This window comes from Staphylococcus sp. GDY8P131P, assembly GCF_017891975.1.
GTDB classification, from domain to species: domain Bacteria; phylum Bacillota; class Bacilli; order Staphylococcales; family Staphylococcaceae; genus Staphylococcus; species Staphylococcus nepalensis.
The window spans coordinates 53123-78036 of the sequence record NZ_JAESKF010000004.1; the positions used below are offsets into that span (position 1 = coordinate 53123).

Sequence of the window (24914 nt, forward strand, 5' to 3'; positions counted from 1 at the left end):
ATAAAATGGTATTCTCATTGGACCTTATTTATTTCTCGAACTGGTATTCGAGTGAAACGCCAAATAGCACTACTAACTCTAAAAGCTGGTTCTATATCCTTAGTTCGTTGACTGAAGCATTTTTAACTTCTAATTCTGAAAGATTTTGATTGATTTGAGAATTGAAATATTTTAAATTATAATTTTCCGATTGTATATCTATTAACGTTAGCTACTACTTTAATACCATCAATAAAAAATCTATGACAATTATATATAATTTGAATCATAGTATTGGTAACAACACGCCGATAGGGATAGCATGTGTGTTGAGATTATAGGTCTAGGACATCTCTGAGACAAGCGAGCAAAACGATACGAAATAAAAATATAAAATGAGCCCCAAAAAGATCCCTAAGTCAAGCATTTTTTGGGGCTGCATTGTGGGATTTATATCCCAGCTTCATTAATCTACTTTTAAAAAGGCAATAATAAAATTAAGCAACACATAGCGTCGGTATAGTTTAACGATGATCGAAAGTCGTTTCTTGATTTCTTTGTTTCGGTGTATCTAGTCGACTTTTACATTCATCGCACATAAATGTATGCATTGGATCATTTCTTAACCTTTTAGCTTCTAATGTATTTCGATCAATAAATACCTCGGTATCACAAATAATACATTGAACTTTAATCAACTTAAATCACCTCAATATGAGTAACATACTTAAACTCATATGAATAACCTTGTTCTGGAATATAAACAAAACTATCTACAAAGTTATCGTCGTAAAGTCTTTTGCCATCACGCGCAAATTGGAAAAAAAGATACGGTAATAATTCCATCGGTACTTCAATTGAATCTTTATCATTAAATAAACGAATTGCTGTTGCGTTATCATACGGTTCCGCGTTTTTAAAAAATGGTGCCATATTAATTACAAATGAATTTTCTAAAACAGCTCTTTTTCTGTATTTTATTTCTGAATTTAGCGTTGGTGGATTTGTTTGTCCTTCGAGAATAGCGCGGTTCCATTCACGATTATCATTGAAATTGATTGGTTTTGTGCCATCAAATACGCCGCTTTCTAAATCTTCTAATTGAACTTTTCTATCGTCAAAAATCCAAGTCGTACTATCTAAAGTGATCGGAAATTTAACTTCACCCTTAATTTGAATCATAATCCCACTCCTAATGCATTTTAAATATTTTTAAATAAACGATACTACAAAAAGTATGTACATGCCTAAAAATGACATTTTTGTGAATTTAAAATCAATGAACAGCTAAGTTTAATTTTTACAAATCAAAAATTAAAAGTTGAAAAATTGTATTAAAGGCTTATGTCACAATGTTTTATGTACTTCGTTTTTAAATTAAATATATAACTGGTTTAAATATATCGCTGGTTATAATTTTATCACAAATAACTATGATTAGTATATTACTGAATTCTCTTGCTTTTTATTTATCAGTAAGATAAACTTTTACATATAAAGTTACTATTGATAGGGGGAATATGTCATGGTAAAGAGTCAAAAATTAAATAGTGCGGCATATGACCAATTAAATAAAGATGCGGATAGGATTCTTCAATTGATTAAAGTTCAAATGGATAATCTAACATTACCTCAGTGCCCATTATATGAAGAAGTTCTGGATACTCAAATGTTTGGTTTGCAAAAAGAAGTAGATTTTGCTGTAGAACTTGGGTTAGTTGACAGAGAAGCGGGCAAAGATTTAATGCTTCGTTTAGAGAAAGAATTATCTAAATTGCATGAAGCATTCACTAACGTTTAATTGGAATAAATATATTTAGTAAAGACTTAATTTATTTTTAGTAAATAGAACCTTATAAAAAATAAAGTAGTGAAATAAAACTACATAAATGATTTGGAGTGGCTAAGATATCAATATTTTATTGATTGTATCGTAGCCGCTTTTTTGTTTGATATTAAATGAGCTAAAATGATGATTTCAAAATATGAAATATTGCGTTACATTTGTTCGAAATATGCTTGTGTTATTTGATATAATGTTCAAGTACAATTAAATTTATAAATAACACCCATTTGTAATAGTTGAAGTATTGAAAGAAATTTTTATTAGCTTGTAAAGAATAAAAAATAGAATTGGATGATATGTCAAATGAATAACATAAAAAAATTTTTTCGATATATTGGTAAAAATGCTAAATATATTGATTATCCATTAGTAATTACATATTTATTGTTATGTCTCATTGGCTTAGTCATGGTATATAGTGCAAGTATGGTGGCAGCTACAAAAGGATCTTTAACTGGTGGCGTTTCAGTAGCAGGGACTTATTTTTATACTAGGCAGTTGATGTACGTAATCATGAGTATCATTCTCGTGTTTTTTATGGCCTTCGTGATGAATGTTAAATTGTTAGAAACAATTAGGTTTCAGAAATGGATGATGCTAGGCATTATTTTATTACTACTAGCCACGTTATTAGTAGGAAGTAATATTAATGGTTCAAAAAGTTGGCTTAATTTAGGCTTTATGAACTTACAGGCTTCAGAATTATTAAAAATCGCAATAATTATATATATACCGTATATGATAGAAAAGAAAAGACCAAGGGTATTTAAAGAGCCAAAAGTGATGCTGTCTCCGATTGTTTTAGCTGCTATTTGTATTGCACTTGTATTTTTACAACGCGACGTTGGTCAGACACTTTTAATACTAATTATTTTCTTTTCAATTTTATTTTACGCGGGTATTGGGGTTCATAAATCATTAAAATACGGATTAATCATAGCGACAGGTGTGGTCTTAATTGGTGGTTTATTTTTACTCATTGGCCTCGTCCCAGATTATTTAACAGCTCGGTTTAGTACACTGACAGACCCATTTAGCAATGAATCAGGCACAGGGTATCACATTTCTAATTCATTAATAGCAATTGGTAATGGAGGCTTGTTAGGTCGTGGTTTAGGTAATAGTATTATGAAATTAGGTTACCTACCTGAACCACACACAGATTTTATATTTTCAATAATTTGTGAAGAACTGGGACTTGTTGGCGGGCTTATCGTAATCTGCTTGTTATTCTTTATTGTTTATAGAGCGTTTGAACTCGCAAGTAAAACAAGTTCATATTTTTATAAACTTGTTTGTGTAGGGGTCGCAAGTTATATAGGAAGTCAAACTTTTGTTAATTTAGGTGGTATTTCAGGTACAATCCCGTTAACAGGGGTCCCATTACCTTTTATTAGTTTTGGTGGATCTTCCATGATAAGTTTGAGTATCGCGATGGGATTATTATTAATCACTGCTAAACAAATTAAAGTGGACGCGTATAAAAGAAAACAACAACGCAAACAGACTAAAAAATTTGATATCTCAAGTAGATATTAAAGATGGCTATAAAGGCAAACATTTCAACCTTAAATGATTGAAAACGTTTGCTTTTTTTCAATTTACTCATTTTAATTTTGAAAAACTTAGCGAATATAGTATGAATGATAACGTTTAGTTATTGTCAGTGATAACTTTATGTTATGTAATTGGTATGATATAATGTGTTTTAAATCCGATAGCTACCATGCTTTTGGTGAATAATTATATTAAAACTAATGGTATATTAATGAAAATTACATTATTAATTTTATTACTAAACAAAAAAGTGTCAAAAATGTTTTACTGTATACATAGTTCGTATTTTGCTATAATAAAATCTATATTAAACTTTTTAGAAAATTCAAAATTTAAGGGGGACCATGATTTGAAACAAATAAACAAACTACTAGTAGCCAATCGTGGGGAAATTGCAATAAGGATTTTTAGAGCAGCAACTGAGTTAAATATTAAAACGGTAGCAATTTATTCCAACGAAGACAAAGGCTCTTTACATAGATATAAAGCAGATGAATCTTACTTGGTAGGAAATGACTTAGGACCAGCAGAATCATACTTAGATATTGAACGTATTTTAGATGTTGCTAAACGCGCAGGTGTGGACGCGATCCATCCTGGTTATGGGTTCTTAAGTGAAAATGAAACATTTGCTAAACGGTGTCAGGAAGAAGGCATTAAATTTATTGGTCCACAAGTAGAACATTTAGATATGTTTGGAGATAAAGTTAAAGCGAGAACAACGGCAATTAATGCTAATTTAAGTGTTATCCCAGGGACAGATGGACCGATTGACAACCAAGAGGATGCAGTCGCTTTTGCCAATGAAGCTGGTTACCCGTTGATGATCAAAGCAACGAGTGGTGGTGGCGGTAAAGGCATGCGTATTGTCCGTTCGGAAGATGAATTAGAAGATGCATTTCACCGTGCAAAATCCGAAGCAGAGAAATCATTTGGTAATAGCGAAGTTTATATTGAAAAATATATAGATAATCCAAAACACATTGAAGTACAAGTGATTGGTGATGAGCACGGAAATATAGTCCATTTATACGAGCGTGATTGTTCTGTACAAAGACGTCATCAAAAGGTTGTTGAAGTTGCACCTTCTGTCGCTTTACCTGATGATTTAAGAGAGCGTATTTGTGATGCTGCGATTCAATTAATGGAAAACATCAACTATGTTAACGCTGGTACTGTTGAATTTCTAGTTTCTGGAGAAGATTTCTATTTCATTGAAGTAAACCCACGTGTTCAAGTTGAGCATACGATTACTGAAATGGTAACAGGCGTAGATGTAGTTAAAACTCAAATTCTTGTAGCTGACGGTGAAAAGTTATTTGATGCAGAAATTGGTATGCCCCAACAAAAAGATATTAAAACACTAGGCTATGCTATCCAATGTCGTATCACCACGGAAGATCCAACTAACGATTTCATGCCAGACACAGGTAGAATTATTGCGTATCGTTCAAGTGGTGGTTTTGGTGTGAGGCTGGATGCTGGTGATGGATTCCAAGGTGCCGAAATCACGCCATATTATGATTCTTTACTAGTAAAATTATCTACACACGGTATGACATTTAAACAAGCAAACGAAAAAATGGATCGTTCATTGCAAGAAATGAGAATTCGTGGTGTAAAAACCAATGTCCCATTTTTAATTAACGTTATGCGAAATGCACAGTTTAAAACTGGCGATTATACAACCAAATTTATTGAAAGTACACCAGAATTATTTGATATTGAACCGACTTTAGATAGAGGGACAAAGACATTAGAATATATCGGTAATGTATCGATTAATGGATTTCCAAACGTTGAAAAACGACCGAAACCGGTATATGAAACATCACCTATTCCACAAGTGCCTAAAAAAGTAGTGGATAAGTTTGAAGGTACAAAACAATTATTGGATAGTAAGGGACCTACAGCAGTTGCTCAATGGTTGAAAGAACAAGAAGACGTATTGATTACAGATACGACATTTAGAGATGCACATCAATCCTTACTGGCAACACGTGTTAGAACAAAAGATATGATGAATATTGCTTCTAAAACATCGGAAGTAATGAAAGATAGTTTTTCATTAGAAATGTGGGGCGGCGCCACGTTTGATGTCGCTTATAATTTCTTGAAAGAAAACCCATGGGAAAGATTAGAAAGATTAAGAAAGTCTATTCCAAATGTTTTATTCCAAATGTTGTTACGGGCTTCTAATGCAGTAGGGTATAAAAACTATCCAGATAACGTAATTAAAAAGTTCGTGAAAGAAAGTGCTGAAGCAGGTATAGATGTATTCCGAATTTTTGATTCATTAAACTGGGTAGACCAGATGAAAGTTGCTAACGAAGCAGTCCAAGAAGCAGGAAAAATTTCAGAGGGAACGATTTGTTATACGGGTGATTTCTTGGATCCAAATCGTTCTAATATATATACATTAGACTACTACGTTAATATGGCGAAAACGCTAGAATCTGAAGGTTTCCACATACTTGCTATTAAAGATATGGCTGGTTTATTAAAACCTAAAGCAGCATACGAATTAATCGGTGAATTAAAAGCAGCAGTTAATTTACCAATTCACTTACACACACATGATACAAGTGGTAACGGTCTTTTAACTTATAAAGAAGCTATAGATGCCGGTGTAGATGTTATAGATACAGCAATTGCATCAATGAGCGGTCTAACAAGTCAACCAAGTGGCAACTCGTTATATTATGCACTAAATGGATTTGGAAGAAGTATGCGTGCAGATATTGATGGCATGGAAGAGTTATCTCATTATTGGAGTACAGTACGTCAATATTATAGTGATTTTGAAAGTGATATTAAGTCACCAAATACAGAGATTTATCAACATGAAATGCCGGGCGGACAATATTCTAATTTACGTCAACAAGCCAAAAGTTTAGGGTTAGGTAATCGATTTAATGAAGTTAAAGACATGTATAAACGTGTCAATTTCTTATTTGGGGATATCGTTAAGGTTACACCATCATCAAAAGTAGTTGGAGATATGGCGTTGTATATGGTCCAAAACGATTTAGATGAACAAACTGTAATTAAAGATGGTTATAAATTAGATTTTCCTGAGTCGGTTGTTTCGTTCTTTAAAGGTGAAATTGGTCAGCCAGTAAACGGATTTAATAAAGAACTACAAAAAGTGATTTTGAAAGGACAGCAGCCATTAACTGACAGACCAGGTGAGTATTTAGAACCAGTCGACTTTGAAGCAATAAGGAAAGAATTAGAAGAAAAACAACAAAAAGAAGTCACTGAACAAGACATTATTAGTTATGTATTATATCCAAAAGTTTATGAACAATTTATTACGACACAAGAACAATATGGTAATGTGTCACTTTTAGATACACCAACATTCTTCTTCGGTATGAGAGCAAATGAAACCGTAGAAATTGAGATAGACACTGGTAAACGATTGATTATTACGCTTAAAACAATTACTGAACCTGATGAAAAAGGGGTTCGTACAATATTTTACGATATGAATGGTCAAGCGAGACGTATTTTCATACAGGATGAAAATGTAAAAGCAAACGCAAGTGTTAAACCTAAAGCTGACAAATTAAATCCAAATCATATTGGCGCACAAATGCCTGGGTCAGTAACAGAAGTTAAAATTTCAGAAGGGGAGTCTGTAACAAGTGGACAAGCCTTATTAATCACAGAAGCAATGAAAATGGAAACAACGATACAAGCGCCATTTGATGGTGTGGTTAAGAAAGTAACCGTTCAAAATGGAGAAGCGATCGAAACTGGAGATTTATTAATAGAAATTGAAAAAGAACCAGTAGATTAAATAAGAATTAATCAAATAAAAAATGTGAGTATGACTAAAATCAAACATATACTCGTTGCATTCCTTGCATAGACATCATTTATTTTTATAATTAGAAAATACTGATTTATAGTTAATGAGTGACTTAATTGGAACGCTTCATACTGTCAACAAAGCCTTTGACTTTGTTGACAGTTTTTTATGCGCACTTTTTCGCGGGTAATGTATTATCTTATAGTCTTTGCTTAGTACTTTCTCACAAAAATCAGGCGAAACTACTGTTATTTTTAAAAAATAGCATATTATATAGATTATACAGTAGTGGCGTTTGTATGTTGAATAAATCAATGAATATTGAGACTAAATGCTCAATACGCATGCTATTCCTACAGCGTGTCACAATCAATACTATGTTTTAGACTAATATCATTATCATAAGTTTTTACTAAAAATAAGACACTTTCATATAATTCAATAAACCTCACTAAACTAAATTAACGGGGCGTATTATATCTGAGATGATAACATGACTCAACTTTCGCTACTAATTGAACTCAAGTATCAATCACTAATCATGATATATGGCGTCAATCATAGATCATTTTAATAGCATGTCTTTCATTACATATTATTTTTTGTTTCTTAAAGGTAAGGTTAAAAAATATAAAAGTAATCTTTTCAATACACAGAATTTGAAATACGATAAATTTATTTATCTAAAACACAAAAGAGTCGACTTTAAAAGTTATGTAAATCGAGAAGATAAATATGAATTTAAGAGAAATTTTAAATGATATGCATACGGCAATTGTTCATGAAAAATTTAATTTATGAAAACTGGATTAAAAATGAATAAGGTTAAACGAAAATTTAGTTTTATCTTAGTAGCGCTGGATATGAGAAAAATAAGAGCTCAACGAGATGCAAAATTACACAAAAACAAAGAAAACGTCAATTTCTATATGATTTCAATAGAAATTGACGTTTGTTTCTAGTTGGAGCTACCTATGTCTTCAACACTTATTTAAGGTTATTCATTTCATTTATTTAGCACTTCGAATTGTTCGTAACATCAATACAATAAAGTATGCAATCAAGCCAAACAATAGTGTGATAAATAAAGCATGTAGTAAAGCAACCAATAAATTGACTTCAGTAATAATAGATAAAGCTCCTGTAATTACTTGTAAAATAATTAAAATAAAGGCAGCAGTATAACCGAATCGAATGGTACGATTCTCTTTATAATTATTAATTGCATGAATAAATGTAATTAATATCCATATAAACGCAATTAAAGCCATGCCTCGGTGCGTAAAGTTTACCCAATCTTGCACATTATGAGGTATTAAATCATTAAACGGTAGAGGCCATTGCCCATAAGCTAAACTTGCTTCTTTGTGTCTAACTAAGGCACCAGTATAAATTGTTAGATAAACAATGACAGCCATTATCCATGTATAAATTCTTAGAGGCTTACGAATAAATAATTCATCAGCTTCATATTTATGGTCTACTTCAAAGATGATTAAAGTTAAGACAAATACTGAAGAGAACGAAATTAATGAAATACCAAAATGTAATGCAAGAACATAAGCATTTTGTTGCCACATTACCGCAGCTGCACCAACAAGTGCTTGTATGAGTAAGAAACCAACACTGATGATACATAAAGGTTTAACTTCCTTGATGTAACCGAGGTGTTTCCAAGCTACGATTACTAGCCATAAAACAATAATTAAAGATAATCCAGATACAGCGCGATGGCTTAGTTCAATTATCGTTTGTATAGGTAAATTTTGTGGTAAGAAAGCGCCATGACATAATGGCCAGTCTGAACCACAACCATCTGCTGAACCAGTTTTGGTTACTAAAGCTCCTCCGAGTTGTACAAATGCCATAATTATGGCTGCTAACACAGATAACCATTTCAGGTTTTTTTTGTTAAACAAGAATTAACCCCCCACATATAAATAAAACTCAAATAAGAGATGGAATAGAGTTGAAGTGAAAGTTAAGCACAACATTTCACTATTATTCATAATCTCTTGAAATTGATTTCTTTCTTTTTAAATAAAACTTAATTATCATTATAACAAGAAATGCACTTCTAATTGTGTCACAAAAATGACTATTTGTGAATGTCGATAAAGTGTCACAAATAACTTTATATAAATGTAGTCAATGACCATAAATTGATATATCATTGTATTATATGGAAAAATTAGGAGGGAAATTATGAACAAAGAACAAACTTTGTCGCATAATTCTAGCCGTGTAACTTTTAAAGAGTTACAACAAATTATTAAAATGGGGCTAGTTCAAGGTAATTTAATACCAGCTTTTGCTGGTTCATGGCTTGCAATTGTGTTGGCAAATCATTCCTTCCTCTCGTCAATACCACAGATTTTAATGATGTTGGTAGGCTCGACGTTAATTATGGGGGGCGCTTGCGCTTTAAATAATTACTATGATCAAGATATTGACAGTATCATGCCAAGCAAACAACAAAGACCAACGGTGAACGAAAGAATTTCAAATAGAAATTTATTATTACTTAGTTTTGGAATGATGCTCGTAGGGGAAGCATTTTTATTTGCTTTAAATGTACCATCAGGCGTAATTGGATTACTAGGTATTGTTGGATATGTATCATTTTATTCCATTTGGTCTAAGCGCCATACGGTTTGGAACACAGTAATCGGGAGTTTCCCTGGTGCCGTTCCGCCATTAATTGGTTGGACAGCAATAGAAGGTAATATTAGCATGGTCGCAGTTGCATTATTTTTAGTTATTTTCTGTTGGCAACCGATACATTTCTATGCTTTAGCGATTAAGCGTAAAGATGAATATAGTATGGCTCATATTCCAATGCTTCCTTCTGTTAAAGGGTTTAAACGGACAAGAGTCAGTATGTTTATTTGGCTCGTATTTTTATTGCCATTACCATTATTATTAAGTAATCTTGGTACAACATTTATTATATTGGCCTCACTATTGAATCTTGGTTGGCTATATTTAGGTTTAACAAGCTTTAAAAAAGATTCAGACCAAACAAAATGGGCTACAAAAATGTTTATCTACTCTTTAAATTATTTAGTAGTATTTTTTGTACTCGTTGTTGTTGTCTCGTTAATAAAAATGTTCTAATAAATAAAAATAAGGATGGAATGTATGAATTTACCAATCTTACCTACAATCAGCACAAGTTTTATAGTTATTAGTGCGATCCTTGTTGCAATAGGATGGCGTAAAATTTGGAAGAGAAAAATCGAAAGCCATAAAAAAGTGATGTTAACGGCAGCTTTTTTTGCACTTGCGTTCTTTATTATCTATGCTTCAAGAACAATATTTATTGGGAATACTGCTTTTGGTGGTCCAGATTCTATTAAGATTTATTATACAATCTTTTTAATCTTCCATATTAATTTGGCAACAATTGGTGGTATCTTGGGTCTTGTACAAATTATAACTGCTTTCAAAGAGAAATTTAAAATTCATAGATTTGTAGGACCAATTGCATCAATTATTTGGTTTTTCACCGCAATCACTGGTGTAGCGGTATATATGCTACTTTACGTTTTATATCCAGGCGGAGAAACAACGTCGTTACTTAAAGCAACTTTTGGGTTATAAAGCATACTATATTAAGCGTTAGTTATTCGGGAATAAAAGAGTTTGGACTTAGTCATCCATACTCATAATAAGAGGGGACAGGATAGAAATCATACTTTTCTAGAATAATTTTGTTATCCTACTCTGATAAATACAAGTATGGTTAAAAGTGCAGAGCTTAGGCTAAAAGGTTATCTGGCACGAGATTATGTATAAGTCTCATTAGCATTAAAATTATTACACGAGTTAAATACTTGGATAAGTATTACTAGTTCTTTATTGTATATATCATGTTTGTGGCCGAGACATCATTGATGTCTCGGCTTTTTTTTAGGTTATGAGATTTTATTTGAACATTAACTTAAGGCGTCAGTTACAATTTAGTCAATATTTTATTCTCATAAAAGGTGTTGGTAAGACGGGTTAAAGGATAGTAATCCTTCATACAAAACAGAAATAATGAGTGTCAATAACCACTTAAGATAAATACCGTTTTAAACGCTTAGCAGTTAAAGAGTCATCGATACTTAATAAACCATAAGGAATTACCTTGATAAAGTAATTCACTGCCCTTATGGCCTGAATATAGCCCAATAACAATAATCCAATCTGGTTTAGTCATCATTATTAAATTATGTTCAGTAATAACTACAGTATTATTTTACCCAATTAAATGATCAAAGCAAGCTAAAATAATAGGAACACCTACTGAAATGTTTTTTAAGTTATTTTTTGCCCCATATATACGAGTCATTGATATATGCATCGCTCCTTAGTGAGCACTATACCCAAGGTTTGGTTGTGTATCATTTAATACCTAAATATTGAAAGTTGGTTCAATTCATTGTAAAGAGATTATTACAAAAGGAGAAATTTATGGAGATGCCTTGCTTGAATCAATCATAAACATGTACAATGAACCAAAGAATACTATAGGTGGATGAGCGATGAAAAAACTAATAATTAAAGTTATTGGTGTATTGTTATTAATTTGTTTTATAATTTATTTATTTTACTCACCGCGTTTAAAATTTGATGTTTTGGAAAATCCGAATAAGGACACGCCAAAAACAACTCAAAATAAAGATTTTCAAAAGCAAAAAACGACAAGTGAAAATCCAAAACTTGAAAAAGGTGTAGGTACATGGGTGGGGCAAGATTTACATAGTTTAACTGACAAATATGGACAAGCAGATAGGGTTTATTCATATAAAAAAGGTTTTAAAAACTACGTATTTAAACAAAAAGATCAATATTATCTGGTGACGACTAGAAAAAACAAAATAAAATCTGTTTATGCAACTGGTAAAAACGCTAGCGTTAATCCAGTGGAAATTGGAGACAAAGCTTCTAATGTATTTGAAAAATTCAGTATAAATCCAGAACCAACAATCAAAGTAGATGGCAAAGCATATGAATTAGAGCTTTCTGATGCAGATATGAAAACACAGACGCTTATCAAATTTAATGACGTTTATGCTCAAATCTATATTGACCAACAAGACAATGAAATTGTCGGTGTACGCTATTTAGATAGTGAGGCATTAATGGCGTTTAAACCATACCAAATGATCACTGCAAAAGAAGATAAAAAAGTAAAAAATAATTATAAAGAAATACCTTATGAACAAAATGCTAATCAATTGATGACATTATATGAAATAACAAATGAAATGAGAGCATTAAAAGATGCAAAAACTTTAAAAGTTAATAATGATTTAGCACATATTGCTTCATATAACTTGTACGAAGCAATCGACACTGATAGTGTAGAATTTACAGAAGAAGCATTAAAACAGAAACTTGATGAACAAAATATATCTTTCGTTTCGACAAGTCAAAATGTTGGTTATGATTTCAATGAAGTGCCAACATTAATTCACAGTTGGTTAAACTCAGATATTCATAGATCGAGAATGTTAAATTCCAAATACAATGAAATGGGCGGCGAAGTATCTAATGGTTACTATACGATTATTTTCATTGAAGATAAGTAAGGAGTGTCACTATGATAACAGAAGAAACATTGACTGTACTTGATGATATCGAGAGTTTAAGTGATAAAATACTTGACTCACGTTTATATCAAGCATTCAAATTAGCTGAGAAGTATTTAATGGAAAATGATGAGGCTCATTTACTATACCAAGCTTTTTTAAAATCAAAAGAAGCATACGATGAAATTATGAGGTTTGGGAAATATCATCCGGACTATCAAAAAGTTATGTTAGAAACACGTAAACGTAAACGTGCTTATGAAATGTTGCCAGTCGTTATGGACTATAAACAAAAAGAAGTAGCGTTACAAGATTTAATTGATGAAGTCATCGTTAAAATTGCGTATGCAGTATCTGAAAATGTAAAAATTGAAACAGGAAATCCGTTTTTCCAAAAAGATGCGAGTGGTTGTGCTACAGGTGGTTCTTGTAGCTGTTCTTTGTAAACGTAAGACATTGTGTATCTATTAATGACGATAAAAGCTGGGAAACCAAACAGGTAACCCAGCTTTTATATAATTTATTTTAGTATGTGTTTTTAAAACGTTCTGCTAAATCCGGTCTGTCAGTGACTAAAGTGTGAGCGCCGTTTACGATTAAATCATTCATTAAATCTAAATTGTTAATGCCATAATATCCAGGTACAATATTTCGTTCATTTAACCAGCTAATAAATTTAGGAGAAGTCAATTTGATACCTTTGAATGTGACTGGCATTTGGAAGGTATGGGCTTGTGGTTGGAACATATTACCAAGACCTAAACTGAATTTTAAGAAACCTTCAGCAACTTCATTTTGGCTTGCACCTATAGCAATTGTGTCGTTACTTCCTTTTTTAAAACGTTTCACTTGTTCACTATGAAAACTAGTAACTAAAACACGATTTTGCGCATTATTTCTAACAATTATGTCATAAATGATGTGAGGTACAAGCTTGCCTTCGCTACTTTGTGGCATATCTTTAAGGTCTACATTGACGAGTGAGTTTGGATATGATTTTAACAACTCATCAAATGTTAAGACCTTGGCACTTAAATGATTACGATAGGGCTTTAAACCATTCACATCTGTAAAATGGTAACCAGCATCCAATTGTTTTAACTCATCTAAAGTATGTTCTGCTACTTTTCCTGAACCATTTGTAGTACGATCAATTTCTGCATCATGAAAAACGATCAGTTGTTGATCTTTGGTTAATCTAACATCAATTTCAAATCCATCAATTTTATGGTTAATCGCGTTATCAAATGCAAGTTTGGTATGTTCTGGCATAACTGCCATGCCACCACGATGCGCAAATATATAAGGCGCCGGTTTAGAGAAGAAGGAAGGGACTGCCTGATTATTTGGCATACCTTTATATTTAGAAACGAAAATAGCACTGCCGACTAAACCAACTGTAGCTAAAAACGCACCTTTAATTAATTTATTAAATGTTGTCATGCGCAAATCCTCCTTGGTTTAAGTATATTAAGTAATATAGCAAATGTTAGCTTTACTTCAAAATAATTGTTATTTATTAATTGAATTAGTCGTGATATTATAAAGTGGCTAATAGATGGAGTGATAATATGGATATTGTATCTAGAACAAGTTTAATCATATATTTAAAACATATGAAACATGAACGCCAAATTAGAAAATTTGGCCATATTGTAAGTACAAATAAACAACAACGTTATGTTATTATGTATATAAATGAAGAAGAAGCTGATAGTATTGTAGACAAACTAATGAAATTAAAATATGTTAAAAATATTGTTGGCTCTCCTTATAAGTATTTAAAAAAAGAATACCCAAAAGAACAACATGAATTTACATAAGAATAAGTTATTAAATTAATTGAATTATTTTATAAACAAAACAAAGTTACAATAGGTTTAAGAACCAGTAAGGTGACTTTGTTTTGTTTACTATTATTCTAGTGGAGGAATCCATCTTTCTATTCTTAATACACTGATTAAATAATTGAAATAAATACTATGAGAGTGAAATCTTTCAGGTGGTTGTACATCAATTTCTTTTATCTCAAGATTAAATTGTGCTGCTTGTTTGTTAATCATATCGAACTTTTTGTTAGGCTCAGGATATGGATATTTTAATGCATTTACCATAATATACATAGCTTGAAAATGTTTGTCGCTCGTTGGTTTCATAATAATAGCGACTGAAGATAATTTTTTATCAAAAGTAGGGGTATGAAAATAGACAATATAATCTATCCGTGTATGGTTATATTCAATAAGTGTTATAAATTCAAATAAATCTGTAAGACCTTCACCTAATTTTATAAATGATTGTTTCATCTTGCTCCTCCTTATCATGCAATATGTATTATATAAAAATAAAATCTAGAATGGAAGTGTTTGTAAAATGAGAGTGATTTCTGGAATTCATAAAAGTAAACCCTTAGAAAGTTTAGAAGGACGTAATACAAGGCCTACTATGGATAAAGTTAAAGAAGGCATTTTTAATAGTTTGCACGAGGTCTCTGGCGTCGGTTTAGATTTATATGCTGGAAGCGGTGCTTTGGGTATTGAAGCATTGTCTCGCGGTATGGAAAAAATGATTTTCGTAGACCAAAATTTCAAGGCTATAAAAATTATAAAATCTAATCTTCAAAATTTAAAAATTTCCAATCAAGCAGAAGTATATAAAAATAATGCTGATCGGGCTCTTAAAGCACTTTCAAAAAGAGAAATCCAATTTGATGTTATTTTTTTAGATCCCCCTTATGAAAAAGGTTTGATTGATGAAGCATTAGATGGAATTGCAAAGTTTAACTTATTGAAAGAAAATGGTATTATCGTTTGTGAGTTCAATCATAAAGAAAAGATTGATACAAAATCATTTCATATGATAAAAAGATATCATTATGGATTAACAGACACTTTGTTATTAGAAAAAGGAGATTAAAATGTCTACAACTAAAGCAGTCATTCCAGGAAGTTTTGATCCAATTACATATGGTCATATTGATATTATTGATAGAAGCGCGGATCGTTTTGATGAGTTGCACATTTGCGTTTTGAAAAACAGTAATAAATCAGGAACTTTTTCAATTGATGAACGTATCGAATTGATTGAAGAATCAGTGAAGCATTTAAATAATGTTACTGTACATCATTTTAACGGTTTGCTGGTTGATTTTTGTGATGAAATCGGTGCTCAAACTATTATCAGAGGGTTGCGAGCTGTAAGTGACTTTGAGTATGAATTAAGACTTACTTCGATGAATAAAAAACTAAACAGTAACGTAGAAACAATGTATATGATGACAAGTACAAACTATTCCTTTATTAGTTCTAGTGTGGTAAAAGAAGTGGCTGCATATAAAGCTAATGTTTCAGACTTTGTACCAGAACATGTCGAAAAAGCATTAAATAAAAAATTCAAAAAATAATGAAAAGCTGGGGCGTAAAAGTATGTCTCAGCTTTAAATATAGTCTGTCTAATAATCATTTTATAGAAAGCATTTGTAAATTAGCTTTTGAAACAAAATATTAATGTCTGGAGTATAATGAAATGTGACGCGTAACATGGTAATTTGGCTTTGTTCCTTATACTTTGATATAGAAACACGCAATTTGGCGTAACCGTAAAACAAGGGGGAGACGAACTATTACGAACAATATCATTTCGAATTATAATTCGTATTTCATATTTAAAAAGATAAGTGAAATTCTACCTCGACTTTCTCTAGATGAGGTAGAATTAGAAGAATGGAATCAAAGCTATGAAAGCTTTAACTTTATATTTAACCGCGTTTCATTTAAAAGTAGAATGGCTAAAAAAACACCAAAAAAAAGCGGTTATTTTGTGGCAGTCTGGCATAAAAATAGCGAATATGAAAACGAACCTTTCGATTTTTATGAAATGAAAGATAAATTAATCGTTAATATATTAGATGGAAATCAAAAAGGACAATTTATTTTTTCGAAAGAGATCCTTGCGAAAAAAAGTATTATTCGTACTGATTATTCTATAGGTAAAATGGCCTTTCGTGTATATCCAGATTGGGAAACTAATTTAAATAAGGCTGCAACGTTAACCCAAAAATGGCAAAGTCAATATTTTATTGACTTATCTGATGGATTAAGTGAACAAGAAATAAAGGCACAAAACGTAAATAAATATTTAGAATAATTGTTGACATTAGCAATATCTTCGATTAAACCAAAACGTGTATTTATATCAATTTCTATAAAGACGACATTTAATGTAAGCGCTTGATATATTGTGTTTTTAAGTTATTAGTATTTCGGAGATATGGAATTGTTTCCGAAAATGTGACATCTCTCTTGTTCTGGTTTTTATATAAAATCTCCCTTTTTTTATAATTTATTAAAAAAACGACGAACGTATGAACACTTAATCGTTTCATAGTGTTGTTAGCTTAATTTTAAATACGTATCACTGGGGTGTTGAAATCTGTTTCTGGTCGATGAGAAAGCAAATTATAAATTTCAGTAGTATGTATTTCTTGTTCAAATAAACGCGCATTTTGTTGGTTTATTTGCGTTATATAATTACGATTTGGAAATTTTTGTTTTAAGTATTTTAAATAGTGTTGTCCTTTTTGAGACATGCCTAAAACGCGGACAGCAGAAATGGTATCGAATTGATGTTGTTTTTGAAAATTGAGTAAGATATTCATTAATAAGCGCTGGATATGCGTATATGTATAACGTTTTGTTTTTATTAATGACATCAAATGTTCAAATGATGTGGCATGTTTAATTTTTTCTAATATTCGATTTTCTAGGCCCTCGCTCATGGTATAGATGTTTTTTAAGGAGCCTGCGGTATGACTTAAAATCGCATATTTAATATATGGAAATGTATCGTCAACAGATGTGTGTGGTTCTTGATAAAGATGGTGTATTGAATGAGGGACGACATGTTTCCATTGTTCGTCATATGCTTGTATTGCATTACGAATTGACGTACCACTAGCAAAATTTAAATTTGAGATATCTTGATCATGATGATGGCTGTTTTCTCTTGAAATTGTCCAAGCTTTAATATGAGGTGCAATCTTTTGAATTGCGCGCATGTAAGAAATGCCTAAAGTATTATTTGGGGAAGATAACAGCGTATTATCATTTACAAGTTCACTTAATATCCTAGGATAACTCTTACCTTCTTTTATCTTTTTAAGAAACAGGGAAGATTGTTCAACTTGATTGATATCTCGTAAAAACGCATTAAATGAATCTATGTCTCCTGATTCGCTTCCAAAAGATAAGTGATCTGCATCAACATAATCTGCAATTTGAACAGCTGACGTTGCAAAATATTGGCCAGCTGATAGTGCAGCAAGGGCAGGTAATTCAATTACTAAATCTACAACGTTTAACGCCATCTGTGTGCGAATAAATTTATTATATATAGCTGGTTGTCCCCTCATTACAAAGTTACCACTCATAATCGCAATAGAGACTTCAGAGTCGGTTATTGACTTTGATGTCTGGGCATGGTATAAGTGACCATTGTGGAAAGGATTATATTCAGTGATTAGTGCAACGCTTTTCATTTGCAATTCTCCCTTTCAGAACTCATTATAGATATTGTATCAGATTAAACCGTGTTAAGAAAAAATCTTGACAACTTTTGTCTATAAAGTTAAAATAAATTTTGTGCTTGTTAGAGGTGAAGCCATATGAAATGGTCAATAACACAATTAAGAAAATTCCAAGATAAACCATTTGAGTTCAATCAAACGGTGAATTTTGATCATTTAGTAAAATCATTAGATTTAATAGATCTATCTGATATTGATGTTGAAGGTGAGCTAACTGTCAAATCAAATGAAGTCATTGCAGACATGCATATTACTGGAACGTATACGATGGCGTGCGCACGTACATTAGTGCCAGTTGAAGTGCCTATCGATATTAAATCACAAGAAATTTTTGATTTAGAAGGTTATGAGTATTTAAGTGATGACGAAGAAAATGATGAGCATTATCATGATGCTTCAGACGGCATGATTAATCTAAAAGATATTGCTGAAGAACTTGTTATTGTAGAAAAGCCAATGCGTGCTTTTGCTAATGATAGCGATCAGATGTTACGTGAAGGTAATGGTTGGGAAGTTATTGACGAAGAAGAAGCGGTTGAGCTTGCTGAAGAAGAAACTAAGCAAATCGATCCTAGGCTTCAAAAACTACAACAATTATATGACGAAGAGCAATAGCGGATTTAAATAATTTATAGTATAATAGGTTATTGAGTCTGAAAACAATTATTAGTGTATGTATATAAGGAGGATATATCATGGCAGTACCAAAAAGAAGAACGTCAAAAACTAGAAAAAATAAACGTCGTACGCATTTCAAAATGTCAGTACCTGGTATGACAGAATGCCCAAATTGTGGTGAGTACAAATTAAACCACCGCGTTTGTAAGAACTGTGGTTCATACAAAGGTGAAGAAGTAGTATCTAAATAATTTCATTTATTTATGGGCTTATTGATAGCCGAAAATTAATCGTTCATTAATTATTCACATGATAATTTTTGAGCGATTTTTTTAATACTTATAGACACTATATTCAATTGATAGGTTGTGTGACTGTTGACGCAAATAAATGCTCAAATGATTCTGGCAAAAATTGAAAACAATGAAATTGATTGGTTATATGAGCATTTTAGTGATTATTTTCAAGAAGTTTCTTCTTATGATGAGTTAAAAAAATTGTTGAAATCGTATAACGCAATTAGATATAAAAATAAATTATTTAAACATATTCAACTCAATTATAGAGAGGAATACATATGGTTTGACGAAAAGATGGCCACCGGTATTAGCGTAACGCTAAATAAATATAATGAAATAATTGGTTTTGTTCTTACCCCAATTAAAAATATAAAAGGAATTAAAAAATCAAAATGTTATTATACGACTCCTGTTCAAAATGCTTGGTTTGTATACGCTGGTGGTGAAAATGAATTGCTCAATCATCATTATCCATACAAAAACCAACGCTATGCACTTGATTTGGTTTTAACAAAGGCAAATCGTAGCTACCACGGTAATCCTAATTTATGTGAAAGTTACTATAGTTACAACCAAGTTATTGTTGCTCCTGCTGACGGGCATTGTCGTCAAAATCATAGATGGTATACCAGATGCAACGCCAGGAGAAAATAACATGAAACATCCCGAAGGTAACTACGTTATTATGAAACATGCAAATAATGAATATAGTATGATTGCGCATATTAAACCACATTCATTTAAAGTTAACGTTGGAGATTGTGTTACGAGAGGGCAATTTATTGCTAGAATTGGTAATTCGGGTAACGCAATGGAACCACATGTACATTTTCAGATTATGAACCAATGTAATACTCAATTCGCTAAAACTTACAAAATTAAGTTAATCAATGGTACTTCGCCTGAAAAAGGTGATATAGTAAGTTATACTGACGATAATATGATATTAAAAAATAAGTTCAATTTTGCTACTAAATTTAAGAAATTAAGTTCAAATATGATTCATATCTTTAAAAATTAAAATGAAGAGGCTATAGTATGGAAATGATAACTTCTGCACAAAACAATAAAATTAAAAGTGCAAATAAATTAAAAAAGAAACGTGAAAGAGATAAAACAGGTCAGGTGTTAATTGAAGGTGCACACCTCATTGAAGAAGCGTATAAAAGTCATTTAAAAATATTACAATTATTTGCTGTTGATATTGAAAGATTAGATGATAATTTGGTGAATTATGTTGAAGAAGTATATGAAATAAATATAAAAGTAGCGGAAGCACTTTCCGGTACAGTCACACCACAAGGATTTTTCGCAATTATAGAAAAAGCACATATTGATGTTACAGGAGCACAACAAGTGTTATTAATAGATCGTATTCAAGATCCAGGAAATATGGGGACTTTGATACGTACTGCAGACGCTGCAGGTATCGATTTAATCGTTTTAGAAAAAGGGACAGCAGACCCGTATCAAGATAAAGTATTACGGGCGAGTCAAGGCAGTGTATTCCATCTCCCAATTGTCACTGAGGATTTAAGCACATTTATCCGTAAATTTAATGGGAATGTATATGGTACTGCACTTGAAAATGCAGTTGCTTTTAATCAAATTACAAGTCAAGAAAAGTTTGCGTTACTGTTAGGAAATGAAGGAGAAGGGGTCAACCCTGAGTTATTAGATCAAACAACACAAAATTTAAACATTCCTATTTATGGCAAAGCGGAAAGCTTAAATGTCGCTATAGCCGGCAGTATATTGTTGTACCATTTGAAAGGTTGACCCTTTAGTTAGATTTCGTATATAATAGATTTAATACTGATTAAAAATATTAACCAATAAAAAGACGTAAACTAATTTAACCCAGTTGTCTAAGGGAGATTATCCAAAGACTGAAAGATAATCCGCTGCTATTAGTTTTTTTCACCTTTTTGGTTACTTAAAGAAATTTAAGTCGGAAATCATTTCCGTTATCAATGACAACAAGTGTATGCGTATGCATAAATTTGGGTGGTACCACGGAAAGCTTTCGTCCCAGTTTCAGGGGATGAAAGCTTTTTTTATATGCGATTATCTATTGTTTTACAGTATACATTTTAAATAGGAGGCAAAATTATGACTCAAACAGAAGCAATGTCTGAGATTAAACAACAAGCATTAGTAGACATAAATGAAGCTCAAAATGAAAAAGAGTTACAAGATGTTAAAGTTAAATATTTAGGAAAAAAAGGTTCTGTCACTGGTTTGATGAAACACATGAAAGAATTGTCTAATGAAGAAAAACCAGCGTATGGTCAAAAAGTAAACGAAGTGAGACAAGCAATCGAAGGAGAAATTGAATCACGACGTGAAATTTTAGCCAACGAAAAACTAGAACAACAATTAAAAAATGAAAAAATTGATGTTACGTTACCTAGTAGAAAAATTTCAATAGGCGCTAAGCATCCTTTAACTAGAACAATTGAAGAAATTGAAGATTTATTCTTAGGTTTAGGTTATGAAATTGTAGACGGATTTGAAGTTGAAAAAGACTATTATAACTTTGAGGCGTTAAACCTACCTAAATCACATCCAGCTAGAGACATGCAAGATAGTTTTTATATTACAGAGGATATTTTAATGAGAACGCATACGTCACCCGTACAAGCGAGAACAATGGAACAACGAAATGGACAAGGACCAGTTAAAATATTATGCCCTGGTAAAGTTTATCGACGAGATTCTGACGACGCAACACACAGTCATCAATTTACTCAAATTGAAGGTCTTGTGGTAGATGAAAATATTCAAATGAGCGATTTAAAAGGGACTTTAGAATTGTTGGCTAAACAATTATTTGGCGAAGACAGAGAAATTAGACTCCGTCCAAGTTATTTCCCTTTTACAGAACCTTCAGTCGAAGTCGACGTATCTTGCTTTAAGTGTAAAGGTGAAGGTTGTAATGTGTGCAAACATACAGGTTGGATTGAAATTCTAGGTGCTGGAATGGTGCATCCTAACGTGCTTGAAATGGCTGGATTCGATGCCTCTAAATATACAGGGTTTGCTTTTGGTATGGGGCCAGATAGAATCGCAATGTTAAAATATGGCATTGAAGATATCCGCCATTTCTATACGAATGATGTCCGTTTCTTAAATCAATTTAAAGCAGTAGAAGATAGAGGTGAAGCATAATGTTTATTTCAAAAGAATGGTTAGAGACATTTGTAGAAATTAATCAACCTGTCAATGTGCTTGCAGAAAGAATTACGCGCACAGGTATCGAAGTTGATGATATTATTGATTATACAAAAGATATTAAAAATTTAGTGGTAGGGCATATCCAAACGAAAGCACCTCATCCAGATGCTGATAAACTCAGTTTATGTCAAGTTGATATTGGTGAAGCAGAACCAGTACAAATTGTTTGTGGTGCACCTAATGTTGATGCTGGACAAACAGTCATTGTAGCTACTGTAGGTGGACGTTTACCTGGCGGTGTAAAAATAAAGAGAGCGAAACTACGTGGTGAACGTTCTGAAGGTATGATTTGTTCATTACAAGAAATTGGTATTCCAAGTAACCTTGTGCCTAAACAATTTGAAGAAGGTATCTATAATTTTACATCAGATATCAAACCAGGTACAAATGCATTGAAAGCTTTATACTTAGATGATCAGGTCATGGAGTTTGATTTAACGCCAAATAGAGCAGATGCTTTAAGTATGGTGGGTACGGCTTATGAAACAGCAGCGCTTTATAATGTACCAATGATTAGACCAGAGACACAAAGTCAAGAATCTACAAAACAAGCTACTGATGAAATGCGTATTAGTGTTCAAAATAAAGATAAAGTACCATATTATAGTGCTAGAATAGTGAACGATGTGAAAATACAACCCTCACCTGAATGGATGCAAATGAGATTGATTAAAGCAGGTATTCGCCCGATTAATAATGTTGTAGATATTTCAAACTATGTGTTATTAGAATATGGTCAACCACTTCATATGTTTGACCAAGACCAAATCAGATCTAAACATATCGAAGTTCGTCAAGCGACAACAGGCGAAAAAATGACTACATTAGACAATCAAGAAAGAGCCTTAAAAGATAGCGATATTGTCATTACTAACGGGGATACACCAATTGCTATTGGCGGCGTTATGGGTGGAGACTTCTCAGAAGTAACCGAAAGTACAACAAATGTTGTTATAGAGGGTGCCATTTTTGATTCAGTTTCAATCAGACATACATCAAGACGCTTGAATTTAAGGAGCGAAGCTTCAAGTCGTTTTGAAAAAGGTATTGTAACTGAATTTGTAGACGAAGCTGTCGATAGAGCTTGTTATTTATTACAGCAATACGCAGAGGGAACAGTGCTTCAAGGCCGCATTGCTGAAGGCCAACTAGGCCAATTTGTTACACCAGTGAATATTACTGTGGAAAATGTTAACGAAACAATTGGTTTTAACTTATCACCAGAAGAGATTGAAGCTGTCTTTGTTCGATTAGGCTTCGAGACGACTAGGGAAGGTAATTCACTTACTGTTATGGTGCCGTCGCGCCGTAAAGATATTACCATTAAAGAAGACCTTATAGAAGAAATTGCACGTATTTATGGTTACGACGAAATACCATCAACATTGCCTGTATTTAAACAAGTCACACCGGGCACATTAACGGATAGACAAGCAAAAACACGTGTTGTTAAAGCGACGCTAGAAGGCGCTGGATTAAACCAAGCGATTAATTATTCCCTTGTCGATAAAACACGCGCAACTGATTTTGCTTTGCAAGACCGTTCAACGATATCATTGTTGATGCCTATGAGCGAAGCACACTCTACTTTAAGACAAAGTTTAATCCCGCATCTAATTGATGATGTATCTTACAATGTTGCACGTAGTAATCATCATGTAGCATTGTACGAGTTAGGGCGTGTATTCTTTGGCAATGAAGAGAATCAATTACCAGATGAGGTTGAATATTTGAGTGGTATTTTAACAGGGGACTATACTGTAAATACATGGCAAAATAAAAAAGAAGAAATAGATTTCTTTGTAACCAAAGGTATTGTCGATCGTATTGCAGAAATATTAGATATTCAATTTGAATATGAAGCCGGCGAAATAGATGGTTTACATCCAGGCAGAACGGCATGGGTTAAATTAAATGAGGAAATAGTTGGTTTTGTTGGAGAATTACATCCACAAACTGAAAATAACTATGATTTAAAACGTACTTACGTTTTTGAGTTGAATTATGATAAATTAATGTCAGTATCTGTAGGTTATATTAATTATGAACCAATTCCAAGATTCCCAGGCGTATCAAGAGATATTGCACTGGTAATTAATCGAGCAACGCCATCCGCTGAAATTGTAAAAATCATTCAAAATTATGGCGGAGATATTTTACAACATGCTGAAGTATTTGATGTATACGAAGGTGAACATGTTGCAGAAGATGAAAAATCAATTGCTATTCGTCTAGCATATTTAGATATGCACCAAACGCTTACGGATGATAAAGTGAACGGAGTGCATAACCGTATTTTAGAAGCTTTACAAGCAGAAGGCGCGACAATTAGATAATAAAAATAAACCTTGAATTGTAGCTTTATTAGCCTACAGTTCAAGGTTTTAATTTATGTATT

The 24914-nt window shown here is 32.3% G+C and carries 24 protein-coding genes and 1 pseudogene; 19 read left to right on the forward strand and 6 right to left on the reverse strand.

Features of this window, described 5'->3' with window-relative positions; translation table 11 throughout:
- Positions 1 to 503: 503 nt before the first annotated feature.
- Both KA894_RS04390 and KA894_RS04395 read right to left on the reverse strand, forming a co-directional pair.
- Entirely contained in the window at positions 504 to 677 is a 174-nt protein-coding gene (locus tag KA894_RS04390; protein WP_096810387.1) for a DUF2197 domain-containing protein, read from the reverse strand.
- Position 678: 1 nt separating this feature from the next.
- Positions 679 to 1161 (reverse strand): hypothetical protein, encoded by a 483-nt coding sequence (locus KA894_RS04395; RefSeq protein ID WP_119487808.1) that lies wholly within the window; start codon positions 1159 to 1161, stop codon positions 679 to 681.
- A gap of 343 nt (positions 1162 to 1504) precedes the next feature.
- On the opposite strand from KA894_RS04395, the gene KA894_RS04400 reads away from it, so the two are divergent.
- From KA894_RS04400 to KA894_RS14925, 4 genes and pseudogenes are all read left to right on the forward strand, one after another.
- Entirely contained in the window at positions 1505 to 1780 is a 276-nt protein-coding gene (locus KA894_RS04400; protein ID WP_096810385.1) for an Fpa/YlaN family protein, read from the forward strand.
- A gap of 348 nt (positions 1781 to 2128) precedes the next feature.
- Positions 2129 to 3364: a cell division peptidoglycan polymerase FtsW gene (gene ftsW / locus KA894_RS04405; protein ID WP_103373728.1), complete on the forward strand. Its 1236-nt coding sequence runs from the start codon at positions 2129 to 2131 to the stop codon at positions 3362 to 3364.
- A gap of 367 nt (positions 3365 to 3731) precedes the next feature.
- Positions 3732 to 7187 carry a pyruvate carboxylase gene (locus KA894_RS04410; RefSeq protein WP_115342297.1) on the forward strand — a complete coding sequence of 1152 codons (3456 nt, stop codon included), beginning with the start codon at positions 3732 to 3734 and terminating at the stop codon, positions 7185 to 7187.
- A gap of 557 nt (positions 7188 to 7744) precedes the next feature.
- Positions 7745 to 7957: pseudogene (locus KA894_RS14925) on the forward strand (IS5/IS1182 family transposase); the annotation flags it as partial.
- Between the two features lie 252 nt (positions 7958 to 8209).
- Here KA894_RS14925 and KA894_RS04415 read toward each other — a convergent pair.
- Positions 8210 to 9118 (reverse strand): COX15/CtaA family protein, encoded by a 909-nt coding sequence (locus KA894_RS04415; protein WP_096810382.1) that lies wholly within the window; start codon positions 9116 to 9118, stop codon positions 8210 to 8212.
- A 286-nt stretch (positions 9119 to 9404) separates the two neighbouring features.
- Here KA894_RS04415 and cyoE point away from each other — a divergent pair, with 286 nt between their 5' ends.
- The 4 genes from cyoE to KA894_RS04435 all read left to right on the forward strand — a co-directional run bounded on the left by cyoE (position 9405) and on the right by KA894_RS04435 (position 13224).
- Complete coding sequence (cyoE, locus tag KA894_RS04420; protein WP_096810381.1) at positions 9405 to 10316, forward strand: heme o synthase; 912 nt, start codon at positions 9405 to 9407, stop codon at positions 10314 to 10316.
- A 24-nt stretch (positions 10317 to 10340) separates the two neighbouring features.
- On the forward strand, positions 10341 to 10802 hold the full coding sequence (locus tag KA894_RS04425; protein WP_096810380.1) for a DUF420 domain-containing protein: 462 nt from the start codon (positions 10341 to 10343) through the stop codon (positions 10800 to 10802).
- A gap of 926 nt (positions 10803 to 11728) precedes the next feature.
- Positions 11729 to 12778, forward strand: a complete 1050-nt coding sequence (locus tag KA894_RS04430) for a CAP-associated domain-containing protein (RefSeq protein ID WP_096810379.1) — start codon at positions 11729 to 11731, stop codon at positions 12776 to 12778.
- An 11-nt stretch (positions 12779 to 12789) separates the two neighbouring features.
- Positions 12790 to 13224, forward strand: coding sequence for a YlbF/YmcA family competence regulator (locus KA894_RS04435; protein ID WP_096810378.1), 435 nt, complete (start codon positions 12790 to 12792; stop codon positions 13222 to 13224).
- Between the two features lie 79 nt (positions 13225 to 13303).
- Here the strand turns inward: KA894_RS04435 and KA894_RS04440 are convergent, their stop codons facing one another.
- On the reverse strand, positions 13304 to 14221 hold the full coding sequence (locus KA894_RS04440; RefSeq protein WP_096810377.1) for a glycerophosphodiester phosphodiesterase family protein: 918 nt from the start codon (positions 14219 to 14221) through the stop codon (positions 13304 to 13306).
- Positions 14222 to 14349: 128 nt separating this feature from the next.
- On the opposite strand from KA894_RS04440, the gene KA894_RS04445 reads away from it, so the two are divergent.
- Positions 14350 to 14601, forward strand: a complete 252-nt coding sequence (locus KA894_RS04445; protein WP_096810376.1) for a YlbG family protein — start codon at positions 14350 to 14352, stop codon at positions 14599 to 14601.
- A 93-nt stretch (positions 14602 to 14694) separates the two neighbouring features.
- Here the strand turns inward: KA894_RS04445 and KA894_RS04450 are convergent, their stop codons facing one another.
- On the reverse strand, positions 14695 to 15084 hold the full coding sequence (locus KA894_RS04450) for a DUF7147 family protein (protein ID WP_103373004.1): 390 nt from the start codon (positions 15082 to 15084) through the stop codon (positions 14695 to 14697).
- 67 nt (positions 15085 to 15151) lie between these two features.
- On the opposite strand from KA894_RS04450, the gene rsmD reads away from it, so the two are divergent.
- From rsmD to KA894_RS04465, 3 genes are all read left to right on the forward strand, one after another.
- Complete coding sequence (gene rsmD, locus KA894_RS04455) at positions 15152 to 15694, forward strand: 16S rRNA (guanine(966)-N(2))-methyltransferase RsmD (protein WP_096810374.1); 543 nt, start codon at positions 15152 to 15154, stop codon at positions 15692 to 15694.
- Position 15695: 1 nt separating this feature from the next.
- The gene (gene coaD / locus KA894_RS04460) at positions 15696 to 16181 is read left to right on the forward strand and encodes a pantetheine-phosphate adenylyltransferase (RefSeq protein WP_096810373.1); all 486 of its coding nucleotides are present in this window, start codon (positions 15696 to 15698) and stop codon (positions 16179 to 16181) included.
- Between the two features lie 278 nt (positions 16182 to 16459).
- Positions 16460 to 16924, forward strand: coding sequence for a MepB family protein (locus KA894_RS04465; protein WP_332271621.1), 465 nt, complete (start codon positions 16460 to 16462; stop codon positions 16922 to 16924).
- Positions 16925 to 17180: 256 nt separating this feature from the next.
- Here KA894_RS04465 and KA894_RS04470 read toward each other — a convergent pair whose 3' ends face one another.
- A complete protein-coding gene (locus tag KA894_RS04470; protein ID WP_096810371.1) occupies positions 17181 to 18314 on the reverse strand; it encodes a nucleotidyltransferase in 1134 nt (377 codons plus the stop codon).
- Between the two features lie 126 nt (positions 18315 to 18440).
- Between KA894_RS04470 and KA894_RS04475 the strand changes: the two genes are divergently transcribed.
- From KA894_RS04475 to pheT, 7 genes are all read left to right on the forward strand, one after another.
- Positions 18441 to 18977 (forward strand): YceD family protein, encoded by a 537-nt coding sequence (locus KA894_RS04475; protein ID WP_096810370.1) that lies wholly within the window; start codon positions 18441 to 18443, stop codon positions 18975 to 18977.
- 80 nt (positions 18978 to 19057) lie between these two features.
- A complete protein-coding gene (gene rpmF, locus KA894_RS04480; protein ID WP_096810369.1) occupies positions 19058 to 19231 on the forward strand; it encodes a 50S ribosomal protein L32 in 174 nt (57 codons plus the stop codon).
- Between the two features lie 126 nt (positions 19232 to 19357).
- A complete protein-coding gene (locus tag KA894_RS14665) occupies positions 19358 to 19933 on the forward strand; it encodes a hypothetical protein (protein ID WP_245337193.1) in 576 nt (191 codons plus the stop codon).
- A 1-nt stretch (position 19934) separates the two neighbouring features.
- A complete protein-coding gene (locus KA894_RS14670; protein ID WP_245337194.1) occupies positions 19935 to 20300 on the forward strand; it encodes a M23 family metallopeptidase in 366 nt (121 codons plus the stop codon).
- Positions 20301 to 20317: 17 nt separating this feature from the next.
- Positions 20318 to 21058 carry a TrmH family RNA methyltransferase gene (locus KA894_RS04490; protein WP_096810367.1) on the forward strand — a complete coding sequence of 247 codons (741 nt, stop codon included), beginning with the start codon at positions 20318 to 20320 and terminating at the stop codon, positions 21056 to 21058.
- 333 nt (positions 21059 to 21391) lie between these two features.
- On the forward strand, positions 21392 to 22450 hold the full coding sequence (gene pheS / locus KA894_RS04495) for a phenylalanine--tRNA ligase subunit alpha (RefSeq protein ID WP_096810366.1): 1059 nt from the start codon (positions 21392 to 21394) through the stop codon (positions 22448 to 22450).
- Positions 22450 to 24852, forward strand: a complete 2403-nt coding sequence (gene pheT / locus KA894_RS04500) for a phenylalanine--tRNA ligase subunit beta (RefSeq protein WP_210133736.1) — start codon at positions 22450 to 22452, stop codon at positions 24850 to 24852. The genes pheS and pheT overlap by 1 nt, the downstream gene beginning before the upstream one ends.
- The last annotated feature ends 62 nt before the right edge of the window (positions 24853 to 24914 follow it).